We start from the raw sequence: 21498 nt of genomic DNA, 5'->3' as shown, positions 1-21498 counted from the left end.
GCGAGCTTGCTCGCGAAAAAATGCAAAGGCACCGCGTTTATCAGACAGTACGCGTTACCGTTGACGATTTTCGCGAGCAAGCTCGCTCCTACATCGGCATTAGGCGTAGCCCCCTTTTTGTAAAGAGCCAGGAACCCGCACCAAACCCTGGTTAATATGGCGTGATGTTTCGGAGGGTGCCTCTATGCGTTATTCGCAGGATCACAAAGCTCAAACCCACCAGCGCATCATTAAAGAAGCCTCCGTTCGATTTCGTCGCGACGGCATCGGCGCCACCGGGCTGCAACCGCTGATGAAAGCCCTGGACCTGACCCATGGCGGGTTCTACGCACACTTCAAATCCAAGGACGAACTGGTGGAAAAGGCCCTGCAGGCCGCTGCCGCCGAACTCGACACGCACTGCGCAACGCTGTTCAGCCAGGAACAGCCATTGCACGCGTTCATCGACAGCTACTTGTCCGAATGGCACCGAACCTCACCAGACCAGGGTTGCCCATTGCCGACCATGTCCTGGGAAATGGCACAGCGGGGCCGACAAAGCTCGACCACCGATACCGTGCTGGCCACCAGGCTCCAGCAAATAGAAGCGACGCTGCATAGTTCAAATGCCGGCGAGCAAAGCCTGATCATGATGTCGACCCTGGTCGGGGCACTGATGCTCGCGAGGAGCGTCGAGAGCCCAGAGTTGGCGACGCGGATTTTAGAAGTGGTGAGTGACCAGTTGAAAATTGCCTTATAGAATAGGAAAAGGGATTATCCCCTTAATCCTCACAAAGCACCCTGCGGGCGGCTCCATATAAGCGTCCTGTTCCCGTTATTAATCGTTCAGGTCTTCAGTCCGGCGACCACTGTATTCTTTTCCAACGCTGCACCTTGTGGTGCCGGGGCAGCCGTGCAGCTCTCCCCGGGTATTACCCACTTTCCCACTTAAGCTAAGCGGATCTACATCATGGTATTTTATGCAAATATTGGGCTTCGCAGATATCGGTCCGCTCTCTCCATGCCGCCTCATATCCGCGTTGGTCAGCGCTTTGCATCGCGCTTCCCTTAGACCTGAAGACGCCCTCAAAAGCCTGTTCTCTGACTAGCAAGTTTGCCTTGTATGAGGTGGAATTTATCCCGCGTAAGTGCGCCAAAAAAGCCAGCTCAGAGCGAGCACGGTGTGCTACGACTCAAACTGCTATTTGTCAGCGGTCGGAGATGTAACAAACACCAAGTTACTGGTAGCGCCATTGGATATGCTTGGATTTGCAATTATTTTTCCACCTGGCTCGATCGAGACAGTTCCTTGAGACGTTCCGTCTACCTTAGGTGATAGAGGATGTATGGATGAAAACGCTTGATTGATCCCCGCCCTTGTAGGCCATACAGACTGCACCTGCCTTACGGTAGAAGAGCCAACTCCCAACCCGTTAAGATTCAATCTCAGCAAATATTGTGATCCATTATTTTTCACTGCAGAAATATTATCAGCGGTCTGACCAAGAGCAGTTATGCCTGTATCGTCAATTTTCAAGGGGTACCACCAGTCGTGAAAGTCCAGAGCCTGTTTTTTTGATGAGCAGCTAAGCCCAATACGTTTAGCGATAATTTCAGCTATGTATTTATGCCCAGCGATACTCGGGTGAGCTCCATCTATAAATAATTTCAAAGTACTTACACGATAAGCGTCGGACGCTGGCCCGTCGGTTTTTTTAAACATATCCGGAAAAGGAATGTATACACCTTTAGTGCTTTCTGCGAGTCGGCGTAACTCGGCACGAGTTGGGGAATCCCATTCATCAATCCAGCAAAAATCTGGAACAACTAATGGCACTTCATAATAATTTGCATATGCAATTAGCCAGTCAATCCTTTTCTTAAACTCCGAAAAGTATGTGGGATTAGTTTGGTTATCACCGGAGTCATTGTAACCTAGCGCCATGATCATCATCGACGTGCCATTTAATAGCGCGGCGATCGTGCTTTCATCCAACCATCGCAAGCGACGACCAGAGGTAGAAAAATTGTTGACCATTAATGTATTTTCAGGCCCTACATAACTAAACCCACACAACTCCACTTTCGCAGCGGAAGTTGTGACGCACTCGATCTTGGTAATCCCGGACTTGTCTGCCACCAAGTTTATCACTTGAACAATAATAGGTATCACAACATTCTTAGCAGTATTGACTGACGCGACTGTACTTCCATTAATTCTTACATCGAATGTCCCGCCCCCTGGATTACCGATATACCAAACATATGCCCTATTTTGAAAGGTGGGTATAGTACTGGAAAGAACGTTACCAATCGCTGTAGATACCCAAGAAAGCCCTTGAGGAACGTACGTTCCTGTCGACGCCTCACGAGCCTGCCAAGCGCCGGCCGGTGAAAATACGATTTCATGGATATCTTTCGTCAAAGTGGCCCCAGCCCCCAGGGTCATTAGCGGGACGAAACCATAACTGATTGACCCATAATCTAAATTCACGCACCGCTTGAGAACATTTACCCAGCTATTTCGGTATGAGTCCCCAGCGAAAGCCCCATGTGAAATTGAATCGCCGAGAACGTATATTGCTGGATTGGCAGAAATATTAGTTCGCACTCGAGTACGCATAATCGCATCCCCGAATCCACCTATTTCTGCATGGACCTCAGATATCAGAGTATTTTCATTGTTCGTCGCTAGATTTTCGCTGGACTCGATAACACCAGCCAGCGCATGGGCCTCAACAGGACTTTCAGTAGTATTAGACATGATCTTACCTATTAAAAAACCCGCGTGAATTACTGGTAGGAGTTGTAGAGCTTTAGCCCGCCGCTGGCGTCCAACCCTCTTCAACACAATATAGCATCGTTGCCACCTCCGCAGCATAAATTGCTCAGCTCGCGTACTAATTTGACTAACTTATACAACTGAATAATTTCATTCATGCACATGCAATGCTCCCTATGACACGGATCTTTCCAGTGTAATGCAGAGCCACTCTTGGTGGCAGGCATAACAGCTGAGTCGCTGCTCACGATTCAGCAGCCTTATCATTTGAAGGAGCTATATATTGCGCCCTACCTTTCATGCTTATGCCTTTCGGATTTCCGTCATAGTGTCTATTCGAGTATTGAGTCAGCACCAAAAATAAGACCGGTCAATAACCGGTCTTACTTTGTCCTCACTGACGTTTATTTGACTTCCAGACGATCGCGATTCTTTTCCAGAAGCGATTTACCGATCCCCTTCACCTCCAGCAGCTCATCCACCACCGTGAACGAACCATTGGACTCGCGATAAGCAATGATTGCCTTCGCCTTGGCCGCGCCAATACCGAGCAGATCACGGCGCAGGGTTTCAGCGTCTGCCGCGTTGAGGTTCACCTTCGAAGTGGATTGCTCGGTCTTGATCATCTGGACGGCCATCGACGATGGCGCCTCGGGTTTTGCGGAAGGGGCGGCTGTGACGGCGAGGGACAAGCTGGTGAGCACGGCAAGGACCAGCGAGGGAAAGCAGGATTTACGCATTAGAGACGCTCCATGACATCAGTAAGAAAAGCAGCTTTTCCGAAGCTGCTTTTCAAACTTAGGTGATGCGCGAGGATAGTCAAAAATGGCTGAGTTACAGGGTGTGAACTCAGGGCTCCAGCCGACGTTGCTGGTAGATCCAGTCGACGATTTCTCCGTCCGGCGCATAACCACTGACAGTGTCGCGCAGCAGTTGGCGGACGCGGTTGTAGTCGTCCTGCTCGACGGCGGCGAGCAGTTCGGTCAATTTGTCCTTGAGCATATCCCACGCCAGATGATCTTCGTTGGCACTCATGATCATCGGGTGCTGGGTAGCGACCACGTTGTCGCCGATCAGCAACTCTTCGTAAAGCTTTTCGCCAGGACGCAGGCCGGTGAATTCGATAGCTATATCGCCGTGGGGGTTTTTCTCGGAGCGGACACTGAAGCCCGACAGGTGGACCATCTTCTCCGCCAGCTCGACAATCCTCACCGGCTCGCCCATGTCCAGCACGAACACGTCTCCGCCCTGCCCCATCGAGCCCGCCTGAATCACTAACTGCGCCGCCTCGGGAATCGTCATGAAATAACGCGTGATCTTGGGATGCGTGACCGTCAGGGGCCCACCGGACTTGATTTGCTTGTGGAAAAGCGGAATCACTGAGCCAGACGATCCCAGCACATTGCCAAACCGGACCATCGTGAAACGGGTTTTATTAACCCTCGACACATTCGAACTGTCACCGAACAGCACCGGCGCGAGCTCATGGCTCAAAGCCTGTAACGTCAATTCGGCAAGACGCTTGGTGCTGCCCATCACATTAGTGGGACGTACAGCCTTATCCGTGGAGATCAATACAAAATTGGCCACGCCCGAGCGCAAAGCCGCTTGAGCGGTGCATAACGTACCGATCACGTTGTTCAACACGCCCTCGGCAATGTTGTGCTCGACCATTGGGACATGCTTGTAAGCGGCAGCGTGGTAGACCGTGTCTACGCGCCACGCCTTCATCACATCCTGCAATTTGGTCTCATTGCGCACAGAACCCAGAATCGGCACCAGTTTTACCGACAGCGACTCACGGGAAATGCGCTGTTCAAGCTCGGAGAGAATGCTATAGAGGTTGAACTCGCTGTGATCGAACAGCAGCAAGGTCGTTGGACGCAGTGCCAGAATCTGCCGGCACAACTCAGAACCGATAGACCCCCCTGCCCCAGTCACCAGGACACTCTGTTGCTTGATGCAATGTTCCAGCAAGTCCCCTTGCGCTGGCACCGCATCGCGCCCCAACAGGTCAGCGATATCGACTTCCTGAATGTCATCCACCTTGACTCGCCCGCTGGCAAGGTCCATGAAGCCGGGAACGCTGCGGACGTGCAGTGGAAAACCTTCCAGAAAGCCCAGAATCTCACGACGCCGCGCCCTATTGGACGATGGAATCGCCAACAGGATTTCCTGCGCCCCCGTGAGATCAATCATTCGTTGAATATGCTTGGGCTTGTACACATGCAAACCGGCAATCACGCGGTCGGAGATACTCGGGTCATCGTCGATAAACGCCACAGGACGCATCAGACGCCCCATGCGCAACGCCGCGACCAACTGATTACCCGCAGCGCCGGCGCCGTAAATCGCAACGCGTGGCAGGCCGTCATCATGATTGGTGAAAGGAACATGCTGCGTAGTATTGAACCAATCCCCGAGAAAATACTGACGCATCGCCAAACGCAGGCCGCCCACCATGATCAGGCTCAACCACCAATAGTTGAAAATGATCGAACGCGGGACAACGTTTTGATGATTACTGTACCAATAGACGACGATACCCAGAATCAACGACGAAAGGCTGACCGCCTTGATAATCGCAATCAGCGCGTCGTTGCCAAAATAGCGCATGACCGCGCGGTACATGCCAAAGCGGATGAACAGCGGAATGGCGACAATCGGCGCAGCCAGGAACAGCCAGAGATGGCCACGAAATGGGTTGATCATGTCATCAATGCCCAGGCGCACGACAAAGGCCAGCCAGAGGGCGGCCCACACGACAAGAATGTCCGTAAATACCTGGAGCAGTCTTTTCTTGCGGCGGGGCAAGCCCACCAAGAACGTCCGTAACTTATCCATAACGCCTTCGGCCACCTAATGCTTCTCCATACTATAAAGTCCTGTGCCTATTCTACGTATCTGAGCACTGTATGCCTTATAAAAAATGGTCAGCTTGAAGGGCCGGCCTGCGTATTCTGGAACTCTAGAGCGCCAGCGTTGAACTTGAACGCCAGTAAAACCAAGGGTACATAAGCAATAAGCAGCGCGCTAAGACCGTCAACCCCTAACAAAACCACGCATGCGGCGATCGGCAACAGCCAAAACAGATTGATCGCTGCAACAGCCAGGGTGACCGGCAAATGCTTGCCAAATCGACGTGATGCGAACTGATAGCCGTGGCTGCGATGGGCCTCGTAAACCTTATCCCCGCGCACCAGCCGGCGAATCAAGGTGAATGTGGCATCGACAATGAACACACCCAGCAGAATCAGCCAGACCCAAAGCAACTTGGGTGACGTCCAGGCTGCCTGAAGCGATAGCAGTCCCAGGATAATGCCGAGAAACCCGCTGCCTGCATCCCCCATGAAAATTCGAGCGGGGGGGAAGTTCCAGTAAAGAAACCCTAATACTGCCATGCTTAACAACAACGGCGCCCAGATGAGTTCTTGATAATCACCCAGCCAATAGATCAAGCATGCTCCGATACATGCGCATACCGCCTCGATACTAGCCAGACCATCGATACCATCCATGAAGTTGTACAGATTGAGCATCCACACGAGATAAAAAGCAGCCAGGATGTGCCCCACCCAAGCTAGCTCAATCGTCCCTCCAGGAAGCGTGATAGCAGGCAGACCACCCAACCAGAAAAGTCCCCAGATTGCAGCACTGAAGTGCCCCAACAAACGCCAGCGGGCCGCGATGTGACCGTGATCGTCGAGAAATCCAAGTAACGCGACTGCTGTACCAGCCCCCAAGAACGCCAATGTCACAGCGCCCGGTAATTCATCCCCAAGGTACAATATCGGCAATGAGAGCAAAAAACTCACGACAATCGCCAACCCTCCTCCTCTGGGAGTTGGGACCGAGTGAGAGCTCCGTGCATTAGGAATATCAATCAAACTACGGGCCAACGCATAGCGACGCAAGCACAAGGTCAGCACAAGAGCAAGGGCTGCAATAGCAGGCGCAAGCCACAGTAAACGTGTCATCAACGGCTCCAATGTCGGTCCCATATCGGACCCAGTTATTTACTTCACACTTCCCTGAAAATTTATCGCCGTCTTGCGCAACGCGCTAGCTACAGCCACAGGCGGAGTCCACCCGAGCAGTTGGCGATTTTTGCCAATATCGACCTGCAGAGAACCGCACAATCGCTGACCAATGGCTTTACGACCTATCAACACGGCCCCCCACTGCAGCAGAAATTCCGGAACGGGAATCAGACGCGCCGGTTTACCCAGTGCGGCCCCCATGCGAATTAACAAATCGGTGGTCGACATGTCATCGCCATCACTGACCAGAAATGTCTCGTTGGCCGCTGCCGGATGATCCAGGCACGTGACAATCAGATCAACTAGATTGTCCAGTGCGACAAGGCTGCGTTGATTGCGAATAGCCCCCAAGGGCAACACCATTCCTTTGTTAAGCCAATTCATCATGCTGCGAAAATTCGCCTTGACTCCAGGCCCATACACTAAAACGGGGCGAATGATAACGACTTCCATACCCGTCCTCTCAGCCAGCAAGTTAAGTTGCTGCTCGGCCTCCATTTTGGAGATACCGTAAGGGTCGCAAGGTGCAGGAGTATCATCAGCCGTATAAGGGGTACCTGAACGCGTTTCCTCACCATTGACTTTGATCGAACTGATAAAAATGAAACGCCTGACACCTGCTTGAGCTGCCTGCTCTGCAAGTTTCAACGTGCCCTCAACATTCACCTTGCGATATTCCGTCAAGGGATCGCTAGACAAATCAGACATTACATGAACACGCGCGGCGCAATGGACCAGTACCTCGACCCCGGCAAGAGGAAGCGCCTCTGAACCAAGATAATCAGCACCAACGCGCACGGGGACTACATCTGAAGGAAGTGGTACGCCGTCGCGACGTACCAAGGCCAGGACGTGGTAGCCTCCAGTCGATACCAGTTGCTCAATAAGTGCCGCACCTACAAAACCGCTTGCGCCGGTAACAAGGATTGTTTTCTGCTGTTTCAAACCGCGCGCTCCAACTGCCTATAGACATCCAAATGTTGCTCCACGATTTTTTCAATCGCAAACGCATTGACGGCCAGCTCACGCCCCGCGGCCCCCATTCTAAAGCGCAATAGCGGGTCTTCAATCAGCACCTGCAACTGATCGGCAAGGGCTTGAGAGTCGCGCGCAGGCACCAGCAAACCGGTCACATTGGGATCGATAGCGTCCCGGCAGCCTGGCACGTCCGTCGTAACAACTGCTCGACCACAGGCCGCCGCCTCAACCAAGACCTTAGGTAATCCTTCACGGTAGGACGGCAATGTCACAACATTCGCCGCAGCAAAAAGAGTCGCAATGTCATTGCGATGACCCAGTAATTCAACCACAGCTTGCTCTCGCCACTGCGCTAACTGCGAAGGGGTCACCGTAGCCGGGTTGCCCGGGTCGACGTCACCAATTAATTGGAAGCGCGCGCGCACACCGCGCTGGGTCAGTATGTTTGCAGCTTCGACGAACTCCACCACGCCCTTGTCGCGCAATAGCCGCGCGGCCATACACACTACGGGCAGCCCCTCCGGCTCCGGAACAGCAGTGTACAAGGACAGGTCAACACCAGAGCCACGGATCATCACGACTTTAGCCTCAGTAAGGCCGCCCATATTTAACAGCAAGTCACGATCATCAGGGTTCTGAAAAATCGACCGCAAATTGCGCTTTCCCAAAGCCAGGCGATAAAAAGTACTCACTACCTTACGAGTAACAAACGCCTTGATCCCTTTTGAGAGAAACACGAATCCTAAACCTGAAATAGCAGTAACCACGCCCTTGACGGGCGCAAGGCGAGCAGCGATACCACCATAGAGAACAGGTTTGATGGTAACGAGGTGCAATACATCCGGCCTCAAAGCCCACAGGATCTTCCAAATCGCGTACATCAACCCAAGCTCTCTCAGAGGGTTACGACCGCTGCGAGAAAGAGGCAATGGATAAAAATCAAAGCCTTCGGCGGCGAAAGTCGCTACTGCCGGTCCGGGCATGCAAGCCACATGAATCCGATAACCCGCAGCTTGTGCGCCTTTGGCCACTGCCAGACGGTGAGATAAAAAAAATCCCGGATCATTAACAATAAATAAAAGGTTTTTACTCATGCCTGCTCTTCCAAACGTGCCTGGAACATCAAAATAATCTACAAGTGAGGCCTCTGTTTTCGGCGCCTCAAAGATATTCCGGCCAAATCTCTCTGATGGATTCAGAAGGAAAATGTCCGCGGTGACCTAGGCGCGTCTCGCTCAACAGCGACTTCCGTTGCCTTGGTTTTTCGATATGCGCTTTAGGAACATTGCGAAAAAACCATCTCATGGCCTCAAATTGCCCGGACGATGACGCACCTTCAGTTCCAGCGGCATGCATCCATGTCAATTCGTCGAACCAATGATCAAGCAAGAACACTGGCACTTCAATGCTTGATGCCATAACGGCCCAATACAGTTTGATCAGAATTTCACCCGATACACATCTCTGGATGTCCATCACCGGGTGCTACAAATTGTCGGTTTGCGAACCGCGTGATTGCCCAGCGTCGAAGCCTGACATACCCGTCGCTCTGTAAACCAGGGGTAATGGGCACGTTGAGGGTGGCATCGTTATTCCGGTTAAAACCGCCGAAACTACACATCAATGAATGTCACGACTTATGCAAAAGCTGATCATATATTTCTTTGAATTTATTTTCGGTGCATTTCATAGTGAAATTTTCAGCGATACGTTTATAGGCAGATAGCCCCATAACTGAACGTTCGACATCCGTCGCAGAAATTATTTTTTCCAATGCGTCGGCCAAGGCCTGGACATCCTGCACAGGGACTACAACCCCGTTACCGCCCAACAGCAATGCCGCATCACCTACATCGGTGGTCACGCAGGGCAATCCCATACTCATTGCCTCACCTAAAACATTAGGAAAGCCTTCTGTAAGTGAGTGCAGGCAGAACATATCCATTGCCTTAAAACAGGCGGGTACGTCACTCCGCTCTCCCAGCAATACAAATCGCTCAGGGTGTCCTGTTGCAGCGATCTCAGCCATCAGTGCTGTATTGGCACAATCAACGTCACGCCCCACCAACAGAAACTTAACCTGTGGGATATGGCTTGCGACCAGCCCGGCAGCCTTGATGAAATCAGTATGATTTTTGACCGGATTGAAACGCCCTAAGCTGCCTACAACGAAATCTCCTGCATTCAAGCCTTGCGCTGAGCGTATGGCATCACGTTCTTCGGTGGAAGCCTCCCATCGTGCAAGGTCGAATCCGTTTGGAACAACAGTCATTTTGCGCGAAGAGTATCCGACCGCAATATGGGATTTACGCGACGCTTCGGCAGCACATACGACAACTGCCGGAATAAAACCCGACGACCAAGCACAGAGTTTACGAACAAATATTGTCGACCGTCCGCGGCCCCGGCCCAGGTCAGTCGTTCTGACCCCCCAAATTACTTTTTTTATGCCTACCCAACGTGCAGCTAAACCACCCAACAAATCAGCATGATACATCCAGGTCTGTACAACATCAGGCTTACCGAGACGAAGATGGCGAACCAGCTTTGCAAAGGTGCGGATGACGTCCCAAGCGCCCCGCATTTCCAAGGTTTCAACAGTGATACCCCGGTCACGTAACAGCCTACCCACCTCGCCGAGGTCAGTAAGGGAAATAACGCTATGTTCGTCGCCCGGACGGGAATTGAATGCCTCGCAAAGCCTGAGCAACATCAACTCGGCGCCGCCGATGTGAAGTCCAACAATAATATGGATAACTTTCACCGGCTTTGCTCCTCCAGCCATGCTTGGAACATGAGAATCCCCCACAGCCTGCTCGAATGGTCGGCTCGACCACTAAGGTGCTGCTCCCAGCAATCTCGTATCGGGGCGGGGTGAAAGAAGCCCTCCTGACGCAGTCGACTTTCATCCAGAAGGTTTTCCGACCATTCACGCAGTGGACCGCGCAGCCATGTTGCTATTGGAATCGAAAATCCTTTTTTTGGACGTTCTATCAATTCACGAGGAACATGACGATACAGAACCTCTCGCAGCACCCACTTGCCCACACCGTTTCGAATTTTCATGTTCAGAGGTATGCGCCAAGCCAGCTCGACAACCCGGTGATCAAGCAAAGGAACACGGGTTTCCAAGCTATTCGCCATGGCGGCACGATCTACTTTTACCAGAATGTCATCAACCATATAAGTTTGAGCATCCATGGCCATCATCCATTCTTCATAGCAATGAGTACTGGGCCACTTAGAGGGGGTGTTAAGAAGAGTGTTCGACTCTTCTCCCTCGAGTACCATATTTGACGGTCTTTTCCAGTGACTGACAAGCTGACGGTAAAAAGCCTCTCGATCTGGAGCGTCTAAAATTTCGGCCAGCTTTTCAATTTTGCCCTTAAGCGGCAGTGCCTTGAGTGTGGCTGCTGTAACGCGCCTTAGCGGCAACGGCAACCTATTGATTTTGCCCCATATATGCGGAGCGAATTGATAAGGGTTATATCCACCAAAAAGCTCATCACCTGCATCACCGCTCAAAGCGACAGTCACCTGCTGCCGGGCGAGCTTGCTCACCAAAAATGTAGGAATCTGTGAACTATCTGCAAAGGGCTCACAGTAAATACCCGGTAAGTCCGGTATAACTTCAAGCGCATCTTTAGGCTGAATATAAATTTCGGTATGTTCGGTTCTTAAATGACGAGAAACCGCCAAAGCGTGTTCAGCCTCATTGAAGCCCGCTTCGCTAAAACCGATGGTGAACGTTTTGACCGGTCGTGTGCTTTGTTTTTGCATAAGACTAACGATCAAACTGCTATCCACTCCTCCACTCAAAAATGCCCCTAGAGGTACATCTGCAAGCATCTGCATGCCGATGCTTTCGACAAGCTGAGCCTCGAGCAAATCCGCTGCACCCTGGTCATCTGTCTCCAGCGGTCGAGCCAACCCGCTCTCCACAATACTGTTGAAAGACCAAAAAGGAACAGGCTCTACAGAGGACCGACCTTTGCCTAAAGGAATACTTACATAATGGCCAGGCAGCAGTTTCTCTATGCCTTGATAGATGCTGTAAGGTGCTGGAACAAAATTATGGCGGAGGTAAAGAGCCAGTGCACCGCGATCAATATTAGCCGAGAAAGCCGGGTGCACCTTAAGCGCCTTGAGCTCGGAGCCGAACAGCAGCACACCATTCTGCCAGCCCCAGTAGAGCGGTTTTTCACCTAGACGATCGCGGGCGAGGATCAGCTTACGCTCATGGGTGTCCCAAAGCGCGATGGCAAACATTCCAACCGTCGCTTGCAGGGTCTTCTCCACTCCCCAGTGCTCGAAACATGCAAGCAGGGTTTCTGTATCAGAGTGCCCACGCCATGCAGCTTTCACCTGACTTTCCTGCAATAGGCTGCGCAATTGCCCATGATTATAAATTTCGCCATTGAAAGCAATTACGTAACGTCCGGTCGCAGAATGCATGGGTTGGTGGCCCGCAGTTGACAAATCGACGACAGCCAAACGACGATGGGAAAGTCCGATTCCTGCAACAGCGTCAAACCAAAAACCACCACCATCAGGGCCGCGTGCAGAGATGGAACGTCCCATCTCCCCCAACAACACCGATTCACTGGTCGAAAATTTTTTATTTGTTAAATATCCGGAAAAACCACACATCAGGAACGCTCGCAATTAGTTTACTGGTGGGCATCGCTACTTTTCACCTACTAGTCAGTGCAACGCCGTTGGTGCAGATGAGTTTACGTTAGCCAATCGACTGCAATATCGCTGCAACAAAGCACTTGAAAATATAAAAATAACAAAGCGAGAGACATCATTTTGGTAAAACACAGGCGCCTTTATTTCTAAAACCAATATTAGGCAAAAAAGCACTATAACCAAATAGCCCGCATCGGTATATCGTCGGACGCTCGACCAGATCTTCATAAAAATCCAACCATAAGAAGCATATACCAGCACAAATCCTATGATGCCACTGGCGAGCAAGGTTTTCAGATAACCGGAATCAGAACGTGCAACGCCACCACTTTGATTATCGAAAGAACCACTACCAGCAAAAATATTCACAATATCCGGCAAAAAAAGCATGTTTTTCAGATCATCAGTAGAAGCCGAAGTGAGACCTTCTCCTTTTGAATAGTTAATAAAAATCTCAAAAGCATAATCAAATATATAGGTGAAAAAAAACTCAAATCTTTCCGGAAAAAAATGTTGAAAAAATGAAAGCGCCAACAACGAAAACGCTATAAAAACCAATCCCACAACCAATGCTTTGAGTGGCCATCTAATCGCAAGAAGAAAGGTGCCGCATAAGAAAATAACAACACCAGTTCGAGCTACCAAAGTAATCGATAGAGCAATTAGTGCGACACTAAAAAAGCGCCAAACTGTAGCATTATTGGCACGAGAAAAAACTGAATACACACCATAGATCGCTCCAAGAGCAAGCGTCGCGCTCAGGCTGAAACCACCGCTATCATGAATACCTCGAAATCGTAGAACACTATCCACGTCTATATTACCGCGATTTATCAGCATAGCTGACAGAATATCGCGAAAGGAAGACTCTATAAACGAAGTCAGAATAAATAATGCTTGCAGAGCCGTAGCCCAATAGAACAACTCTAAACACCGATGAAAGCGATAAAGGTCATTGCATCCTTCCGCTTGCCCTCCAACTGCATAATATGCGATCACTAGTCCCAGAACAAAAACGACCAAAAATTTTATAAAAATTTCTAGAAATATGGTTTCAGAATTCCCCCAGACAAAACTAAGAGTCATCCCCACAGAACCTGCCAGCAGTAGAGCGACAATTACAAATCGAGAAGTGACGAACGCGTAAACTACGAAGCTGCGTAGTGCCGAATCAGCCAAAACAAAAAAAAGAGCTCCAGGAATCAAAAGAGCAACAGAAGACACACCTAAGAAATTTAACGTAAAGTTAAAAATATAGAAAAAAACAACAATCACCAAAAAAAACGATTGCAAGCTACCCTTCCTTTGGCCGAAGCCAAATCAGTTTTTTTTCAGTGCTTTGCCAGGCACACCCACAACAACAGCAGCCTTCGAAAAGCTTTTGAGAACCACGCTATTAGCGCCTACAACAACATTGTCATCTAAAAAAATCGGGCCTAAAATTTTTGCTCCCGTACATATTACGACATTGTTCCCCAGCGCCGGTTGATTTCCTTTACTAGCTTTTGACAGATCACGATTACCAAAGGTCACTCCGTTAAATATTTTACAGTTAGCCCCCATAACAACATCCGCACCTATGACAATATCGTGCCCATGCATAATACAAAGTCCTGGGCCGATTTTTGCCTTGCAAGAAATATCACTTGAGAACAGTATACGGATAATGTACTCGACAATAAAACTCAAAATACGCCCCAAAAAAGGCACCTTTAAAAAACTTTGCCCCAAGCGCAACATAATTGTTAAGTGCGCCGTATGATCAAAAATAACAGACTTGATTATTTTTAAGCGTCGATCGCTACCCGCAATAGACCTGAAGTCTTTCATTAAATACATCAAGGACATAAAAATCTCACTTATTCCTAACCGCATCGGGAATTTTTAACATTGAAAGCACCTTAAGAGCCTTCAAAGTCTTGGGGATCGTAGTAAACCTAAAGGCCCGAATAAAAATAGGCAAAAACAATTTACAATCTTCAAAGCGCCTATTTTTGAGCGCGGCGAGAAACAAAAAGGTAATAGATACAGATATATCGCTAGCGCTACCTTTATATTTTTTCAAAAAATAGTCAAACGACTTTACCAATAACACTTTGGTTTTATTTCCAGAAGAAGCGATACCGATACCCGTACGATAAACGCCCATTGGCTGACTGCCTACAAAACCCGCACACCCTTCACCTATCTGCTCAACATTTGCAAAGTAATCCAACAGCGGAAAATCCGGCAAAGATATATCGCGCACCGAAGCCCGATACATTTTCGAGCTATTCATACCGATAGTTATGTACCAAAAAAGATCTTTTCTGCTAAAAATATTTTCCATACGAGATAAGTCTATCAAATCCTCGACAACCAGCTTCGTGGCTGGGTTTTCAACGAGCATTTTGTGCCAAACTATATTGAAATTTGGGTGTTCATCCAAAAAGTCGCTTTGCGCTTGCAACTTCCCTGGGAGCGCATAATCGTCACCGTCAAGATGAGCGATATAGGCACCACGCGCCAAACTGTGTACGTGAAGATAGTTTGCTGTTATGCCAATATTTTTCTCGTGTATGACCGCCTTTACGATATGGGGATACTTAGTTGCAAGCTTGCGCACAATATCACTGGTACCATCCGTGGACTGATCATCGCCGACAATCACCTCGAAATCAAAATCTGTTATTTGATTAATTAAACTGAGAATACACTGCTCGATGTAACCAGCCTGATTATAGGTAAGTACACAAACCGAGACTTTGATGTTCCTTTCGTTCATAACTGTATTCACAATTTTCTCCACCCGACGATTTTGTCAGCCAGCATCGCCCGAGCAGCACTGGAAAAAGCCACCGCAGTTAACATAACTATTCCACCAGTAAAAAAAACCGTCACTATGCTGAGGATCCGACTATCGGCTTGAAGCTTAACGAGCCCAAGCATTAATCCGATAGAAGCTGCAGGAACTACAATGATAAGTATATCATTGACTAACCACTTAAAATGCAATCCAGGTTCAAGCCTCAAGTGAACAAACCATACCCAAAAAACCAAGAATATTAAATTAACGAGCATCCAGCTGTAACCTGCACCGATACTTCCATAAAAAGACGATGCAAAATAAATGGCGGGTACCATTACACACAATAAAATTAGATTACCTAAAAAATGAAATTTCAGATTTCCACGAGCGTATTGAAGATAATAAGGGAATGCAGAAACTGCTAGGAATCCGTTTCCCATAGCATAAAGAACCATCGTCGGAGCAACATTCTCCACAACTGTTGCGTCTCCTGTCCATGCCCAAAGTAAAGGTCGTGCGCAGACCGCAAGTGTTATCGAAGCGGAGCCAGCAATTATGGCTACAAGCTGGGTGGACCTCCGATAAATAGCAATCACATCCGCTTCCTTGTTCTCAGCATGGAGCCGAGCCATCCGTGGCATAATCGCGCTACTGATGGGGCCTGTGATCACCATCACCCCGCCTGCAATCAAGACTGCCAATGTGAAATATCCGTATTGACCCAGCGGAAGTATACTAGAGAGAAGAAGTTTATCTGTCTGTGTGACCATAATCCAGATTGACGCGGTAAAAGCGACGGTAAGCGAAAACCCTAGTACACGCTTAATGGGACTTAATGACCACCCCATGGTCGCACCGTGCAATTTTGGCAATAGCGTATTCGTCTTAATGCACAGCCCGAGAATCTCGATAATCGCAACAGCTAGCTGATAGACAAAGAAAACAATCGGCGTGTATCCATAAAACCACATCACAGGTAATACCACTACAAATCGTAGCGTAGCCATTATGGAAGCATAGCCGCTTAGCCAGACGAGTTTCTCACCACCCGTGATGACCCCACGATATAACCCGCATATCCAACGGATCGCTATACAGGCAGCCATGATCTGTATAACCAGAATCACCTGTCCTACTTCAAGCGTTTCAAGTTTCAACCAACGCTCAACAACCAACGGGGCAAATAGATACAATCCCGCAAAACCTAGAAGGGCAATCCCGGCAAATAAAAGATGGAGAGCCCGAAACAGCCGTCGATAATCCAATGCGGATAAGGCTCCTGCTTTATAGCGTGCAGTTTCCCTGCCAATAGTCGGGGTCAATCCAAGGTCAAGCAAGCTGAACCAAGCCTGAAGCATGGAAAAAAAACCTACCAAGCCATACGCTTCTGCACCCATATATTTTATATAGACAGGCAGCATAACGATGCCGATCAGAGCGACATAAATTTGGCTGACATAGTTCGCAGCTATATTTCTTCGAAGCGACAATTAATTATTTCCCAAAAAGCTTTCTAAGCTGACTTGCATTTTTATATTTTCTTTAGAACAAGCGACCTTTTCAAATCCGTGGCGGGCATATAGTTTTAATGCCGAGGTATTCTCAGCTCTAACTTCTAAATTACAAACGCTGAAACCGCGACGTTTCATCGTCATAAGGGCGTTTGTCAGAAGCTCTCCCCCAAGCCCTCTTCCCCGTCCTGCAGCCGCTATCAAAATCAATGCTATGTACCCCTGCCTAGACACGTAGTCATTGCAATAAAAAGCCAGAAACCCATTATATTGGCCTGCAGAATAATGAATCAAAATTTCTGCCTGGCTTTCAATTTTCTCGATATAGTCGTTAGCCGAGACACCACGAATAAATTCACCCTGTTGACGCTGTTGCTCAAAATGTATGAGTTCTTTCAATTCTGGAGGCAGCATAGATAGCTCGGCAGTTTAATTTTCAATAACAAGGTGACGGGCATCATCAAAAGAATTAAACATCATCACATCTAAGATAGAAAGCCCCGGTTCAAAGGCTCTTCCTGCTTGCGGATATTCCCTCAGCGCTGGTTGAACAAACTTTAAGTCGACGCTGCGCGAGTCAAATTCGCCTTTTTGATAAAGTTGAGCACCACCCGGTAAATTCCAATACTCACTTGCATTCTCTTTACTGCAAATATCCAATATACGCTCAGTACCTTTCAGCTCGTCATTCCCGTAGATTTGAGAACTCATTACCATTTCAGCACTAAGACCTAACGCTTCAGCTGTCAGCTGAACGCTGGACTTTGCATAATCCGAAATCGACTCATGCTCTGGCGCCATAACTAAGTTAAATAATTCAAAACAGGCTTTGAAATTGACAGACTTAGAGTAATTTTGCTTTACCGCCTCTATTAACTTACGACTCCAGATTGCTTTTTTTTGCACCCTGACATCTTTAATTTTTTGGTTCGAACTGGCCCCCAGCAATGGAATTGTCATATAACCGACCTTTCCGGATAGAGAAATCCGATTTCTATTTATCCAGCCATTTTTTATGAAATCAACATCATCATAAAAAACAAACTTATCTACAGAGTTTATGAGCTTAAAATAGCCAATATATGGAAAAAAATAGGGCTGCATTATTGCGAGTTTCATTGCGGCTTTTTTCCCATATCACGAATTATTTCTACGACCTTATCAACAGAGGAAATTTTTAAAGAAGGGTATATCGGAAGACATAAAACCTTGCGAGAAATTTCATGCGCCACAGGTAAATTTTCGCAGTTTGCCGATGGCATACTGCGATACATTGAAAACTCACTGATTAGCGGATAAAAGTATCTCCTGCCAAAAACATTCTGCTCTTTTAATACTTCATATAATTCATCACGAGAAACTGGATAAGTATCTTCGACAAGCATAGGGAAATAAGAGTAATTAGACTCTAGCCCCACAGACATATGATCGAGATTTATGCCTTCAATATCTTTCAGGCCAGAGCAATACCGCTGACCGATCTCCTTACGAAGGTTCATTGCGCTATCAATGTGCTGCAACTGAAGCAAGCCAAATGCTGCGTTGATCTCGCTTAACTTACCGTTTATTCCTGGAGCTACCACTGTCGTTTCGTCTACAAAACCGAAGTTTTTCAACTGTTCGATACGCTTCTTTGTTTTCGCATCGGGACAGATGATTGCTCCGCCTTCAAAAGTATTGAAAATTTTAGTCGCGTGAAAACTCAAAACACTTAAGTCACCATGCCGAAGGATACTACCTCCCGCATCGTTTACACCGAACGCATGTGCAGCGTCGTAAATGATTTTTAAATTGTAATTATCCGCGATATTTTGAATGGCCGCGGTATCACAGGAGTAACCATAACAATGAACGGGCATTATTGCTGTAGTTTTAGAAGTAATTGCCGCCTCAATTTTTGAGGCATCCAAGTTAAAAGTAATGGGATCTACATCTACAAAAACTGGCTGCAGGCCATTCCATAATAACGAGTGGGCGGTTGCAACAAACGAATAAGGAGTGGTAATAACCTCCCCTGTAACTCTGAGAGCCTGAAGCGCTGTCAACAAGGCGATGGTTCCGTTGTTGAAAAGTGCAATGTGCTCTACCCCTAAATACTCACAGAGCTCTTTTTCAAGCTGCTGATGCATCGGACCGCCGTTGGTAAGCGTTTTACTCTCCCAAATTTTTTCAAGGTAAGGAACAAATTCTTCTAACGGCGGAAGATAGGGTTGAGTTACATAAATACGTTCATCGCTCATAAAATTTCCTTACGCCAAATTAACCACTCAGCGTTTTACACGGCTGAGCTCTCACTCATGACTTACGCAGCGAAAGAATATACTTCCCCCGCGTATAACCTCTTATTTTAAGAACGACGCGTACCAAGGCATCGCGTTGGCGATACCTTGTTTTATATTAAACATCGGTTCATACCCCAATAATTTCTGAATCTTTCCGATATCGGCCTGCGAATGCCGAACATCGCCTGCGCGAAAATCACGGTACACAGGGGATTTGTCATAGCTGACACCGTTTTTCTGTAACGATTCACGCAGTGCCGAAAACAACATATTGAGGTCTGTCCGCCCACTGACGGCCACGTTATATATTTGATTACGTGCCGAAGACTCACTGGCAGTGGCAGCCAGGAGATTGGCTTGAACTGTATTATCAATAAAACAAAAGTCGCGACTGGTCTCTCCGTCGCCGTTGATAAAAACCTCTTCATTTTTTATCATTGCCGCAGCCCACTTTGGAATTACTGCAGCATAGGCACCATCAGGATCTTGGCGCTTGCCAAAGACATTAAAATAACGTAACCCTATTGTTTCAAAACCATAAGATCTGGCAAAAACTTCAGCATACAGCTCGTTGACGTATTTCGTGACCGCGTACGGAGACAACGGTTTACCAATAACATCTTCAACTTTTGGCAACCCGGGATGGTCGCCATACGTAGAACTGCTTGCTGCATAAGTAAAGCTCTTTACTTTTGCATCCCTAGCAGCAACTAACATATTTAGAAAACCATCAATATTTGTACTGTTTGTGGTGATGGGATCATTCAGAGAGCGTGGTACGGACCCTAGTGCCGCTTGATGAAGTACATAATCCACACCGTCGCATGCTTGGTGGCAATCTTCCAGCACTCGAATATCACCTTCAACAAATCGAAAGCGCGACCACTGCTCAGGAAGAACAGCATTTTTAACCTCGTCAAGATTTCGTTGATGCCCCGTTGCAAAATTATCCAGCCCCACCACATTCTGATTCAGACCAAGAAGTGTTTCCAATAAATTAGATCCGATAAATCCAGCAACTCCGGTAACTAACCAAGTCATTGGCGAGGCTGGAAGTGTTTTTAGCAATGTCTCATATCGGGTCATGGGTGTTGGCTCATCATTTAATTAGGTTGACATTTCTTTGGAGGGGCCAGTGTCTTACAGACGGATGTCAGACTCTTCTCGACTTAAAAGATACTTTAGATCATAAAGAACATGTTCAGACTTCCCGAACTTTCTAATATTTTTCACACCCAAAGCTCGAAACTCATCATGAGCAACGGCCAAAACGATGCCGTCATAGGCATTCATTACCGGCTCAGAAATCGGGGTTATTCCATACTCATGTTCCGCTTCTGCGACACTGACCCATGGATCGTAGACATCGACCGCTATGTTGTACTCAGCCAATTCATTTACAATATCAACGATCCGGGTATTGCGCAGGTCCGGGCAGTTTTCCTTGAAGGTCAAGCCCATTACCAGTACACGGGCGCCGTCAACATGGATTCGCTCCTTCAGCATAGCTTTGACCAACTGAGAAACAACATAGGCTCCCATGCCATCATTGAGCCTACGGCCAGCAAGGATAATTTCCGGGTGATACCCAATCGACTGTGCTTTATGAGTCAGGTAGTACGGGTCAACACCGATACAGTGTCCACCGACCAAGCCTGGACGGAAAGGGAGAAAGTTCCATTTTGTACCGGCTGCCTGAAGCACTGCTTCGGTATCAATCCCCATTTTATTGAAGATGATTGCCAGCTCGTTGATCAGCGCAATATTCAAATCCCGCTGAGTATTTTCGATTACCTTGGCAGCTTCAGCGACTTTTATGCTGCTCGCTTTGTGGGTGCCCGCGATAATTATCTGATTATACAGTGCGTCCACTAAATCAGCGATTTGAGGCGTGGAACCTGAGGTGACTTTTTTTATCGTCGTAACCCGATGTTCTTTATCACCAGGATTGATGCGCTCCGGGCTATAGCCGGCGAAGAAATCGACATTGAAAACAAGACCTGAAACCCTTTCGAGGACCGGAACACAATCCTCTTCAGTAGCGCCAGGATAAACGGTTGACTCGTAGATAACCAAGTCGCCCTTTTTCAACACTTTCCCGATACTCTCCGATGCTTTAATCAGGGGAGTCAAGTCAGGCTGGTTGTACGCATCGATGGGCGTCGGCACGGTGACAATAAAGGTATTGCAGGAAGCCAGGTCATTCAACTCGCAACTGAAACTCAATAACGTCGCCTGCTTCAGCTCCTCATCACTTACTTCCAGCGTCGAATCATGCCCCATTTTCAGGGCTTGAATGCGTGGCTGATTAATGTCAAACCCAACCACCGTTCGGTGCTTGCCGAACTCTACCGCGAGGGGAAGGCCAACATATCCAAGGCCGATAATAGCGAGTTTGAGATCTTCCAGTGTTTGCATAATCAAAGCCTAAATAATCAAAGAATCC

18 protein-coding genes are annotated in these 21498 nt (G+C 48.1%); 1 reads left to right on the top strand and 17 read right to left on the bottom strand.

What is annotated here, in order from left to right; translation table 11 throughout:
* The first annotated feature begins 184 nt into the window (after positions 1–184).
* On the top strand, positions 185–739 hold the full coding sequence (locus tag AC6CIA_RS15375) for a TetR/AcrR family transcriptional regulator (RefSeq protein ID WP_498313180.1): 555 nt from the start codon (positions 185–187) through the stop codon (positions 737–739).
* Positions 740–1180: 441 nt separating this feature from the next.
* Here AC6CIA_RS15375 and AC6CIA_RS15370 read toward each other — a convergent pair whose 3' ends face one another.
* The 17 genes from AC6CIA_RS15370 to tviB form a co-directional block, all read right to left on the bottom strand.
* Positions 1181–2743 carry an SGNH/GDSL hydrolase family protein gene (locus AC6CIA_RS15370; RefSeq protein ID WP_498313179.1) on the bottom strand — a complete coding sequence of 521 codons (1563 nt, stop codon included), beginning with the start codon at positions 2741–2743 and terminating at the stop codon, positions 1181–1183.
* Between the two features lie 422 nt (positions 2744–3165).
* Complete coding sequence (locus AC6CIA_RS15365) at positions 3166–3501, bottom strand: ComEA family DNA-binding protein (protein WP_498313176.1); 336 nt, start codon at positions 3499–3501, stop codon at positions 3166–3168.
* A 109-nt stretch (positions 3502–3610) separates the two neighbouring features.
* Positions 3611–5605, bottom strand: a complete 1995-nt coding sequence (locus AC6CIA_RS15360; protein WP_498313174.1) for a polysaccharide biosynthesis protein — start codon at positions 5603–5605, stop codon at positions 3611–3613.
* A gap of 89 nt (positions 5606–5694) precedes the next feature.
* Positions 5695–6738 carry an MraY family glycosyltransferase gene (locus AC6CIA_RS15355; RefSeq protein ID WP_498313173.1) on the bottom strand — a complete coding sequence of 348 codons (1044 nt, stop codon included), beginning with the start codon at positions 6736–6738 and terminating at the stop codon, positions 5695–5697.
* A 39-nt stretch (positions 6739–6777) separates the two neighbouring features.
* Positions 6778–7746, bottom strand: a complete 969-nt coding sequence (locus AC6CIA_RS15350; protein ID WP_498313171.1) for a UDP-glucose 4-epimerase family protein — start codon at positions 7744–7746, stop codon at positions 6778–6780.
* Positions 7743–8873: a glycosyltransferase family 4 protein gene (locus tag AC6CIA_RS15345; RefSeq protein WP_498313169.1), complete on the bottom strand. Its 1131-nt coding sequence runs from the start codon at positions 8871–8873 to the stop codon at positions 7743–7745. The genes AC6CIA_RS15350 and AC6CIA_RS15345 overlap by 4 nt, the downstream gene beginning before the upstream one ends.
* A gap of 536 nt (positions 8874–9409) precedes the next feature.
* On the bottom strand, positions 9410–10543 hold the full coding sequence (locus tag AC6CIA_RS15340) for a glycosyltransferase family 4 protein (RefSeq protein ID WP_498313167.1): 1134 nt from the start codon (positions 10541–10543) through the stop codon (positions 9410–9412).
* Entirely contained in the window at positions 10540–12429 is a 1890-nt protein-coding gene (asnB, locus tag AC6CIA_RS15335) for an asparagine synthase (glutamine-hydrolyzing) (protein WP_498313165.1), read from the bottom strand. Before asnB ends, AC6CIA_RS15340 begins: the two co-directional genes overlap by 4 nt.
* A gap of 54 nt (positions 12430–12483) precedes the next feature.
* Positions 12484–13764, bottom strand: a complete 1281-nt coding sequence (locus AC6CIA_RS15330) for a hypothetical protein (RefSeq protein ID WP_498313163.1) — start codon at positions 13762–13764, stop codon at positions 12484–12486.
* A gap of 27 nt (positions 13765–13791) precedes the next feature.
* Positions 13792–14319, bottom strand: coding sequence for a serine O-acetyltransferase (locus AC6CIA_RS15325; protein ID WP_498313161.1), 528 nt, complete (start codon positions 14317–14319; stop codon positions 13792–13794).
* Between the two features lie 7 nt (positions 14320–14326).
* A complete protein-coding gene (locus AC6CIA_RS15320; protein WP_498313159.1) occupies positions 14327–15247 on the bottom strand; it encodes a glycosyltransferase family 2 protein in 921 nt (306 codons plus the stop codon).
* The gene (locus tag AC6CIA_RS15315) at positions 15244–16749 is read right to left on the bottom strand and encodes an oligosaccharide flippase family protein (RefSeq protein ID WP_498313157.1); all 1506 of its coding nucleotides are present in this window, start codon (positions 16747–16749) and stop codon (positions 15244–15246) included. Before AC6CIA_RS15315 ends, AC6CIA_RS15320 begins: the two co-directional genes overlap by 4 nt.
* Positions 16750–17184 (bottom strand): GNAT family N-acetyltransferase, encoded by a 435-nt coding sequence (locus AC6CIA_RS15310; protein ID WP_498313155.1) that lies wholly within the window; start codon positions 17182–17184, stop codon positions 16750–16752.
* Positions 17185–17199: 15 nt separating this feature from the next.
* On the bottom strand, positions 17200–17889 hold the full coding sequence (locus AC6CIA_RS15305; protein WP_498313153.1) for a WbqC family protein: 690 nt from the start codon (positions 17887–17889) through the stop codon (positions 17200–17202).
* Positions 17886–19010 carry a DegT/DnrJ/EryC1/StrS family aminotransferase gene (locus AC6CIA_RS15300; protein WP_498313151.1) on the bottom strand — a complete coding sequence of 375 codons (1125 nt, stop codon included), beginning with the start codon at positions 19008–19010 and terminating at the stop codon, positions 17886–17888. Before AC6CIA_RS15300 ends, AC6CIA_RS15305 begins: the two co-directional genes overlap by 4 nt.
* A 102-nt stretch (positions 19011–19112) precedes the next feature.
* Entirely contained in the window at positions 19113–20138 is a 1026-nt protein-coding gene (locus AC6CIA_RS15295) for an NAD-dependent epimerase/dehydratase family protein (RefSeq protein ID WP_498313150.1), read from the bottom strand.
* Positions 20139–20192: 54 nt separating this feature from the next.
* Positions 20193–21470: a Vi polysaccharide biosynthesis UDP-N-acetylglucosamine C-6 dehydrogenase TviB gene (gene tviB, locus AC6CIA_RS15290; RefSeq protein ID WP_498313148.1), complete on the bottom strand. Its 1278-nt coding sequence runs from the start codon at positions 21468–21470 to the stop codon at positions 20193–20195.
* Positions 21471–21498 lie beyond the last annotated feature (28 nt).

The sequence above is a fragment of the Pseudomonas sp. GQ91 genome, assembly GCF_059758795.1.
This window is presented reverse-complemented; position numbering and strand designations above follow the sequence as displayed.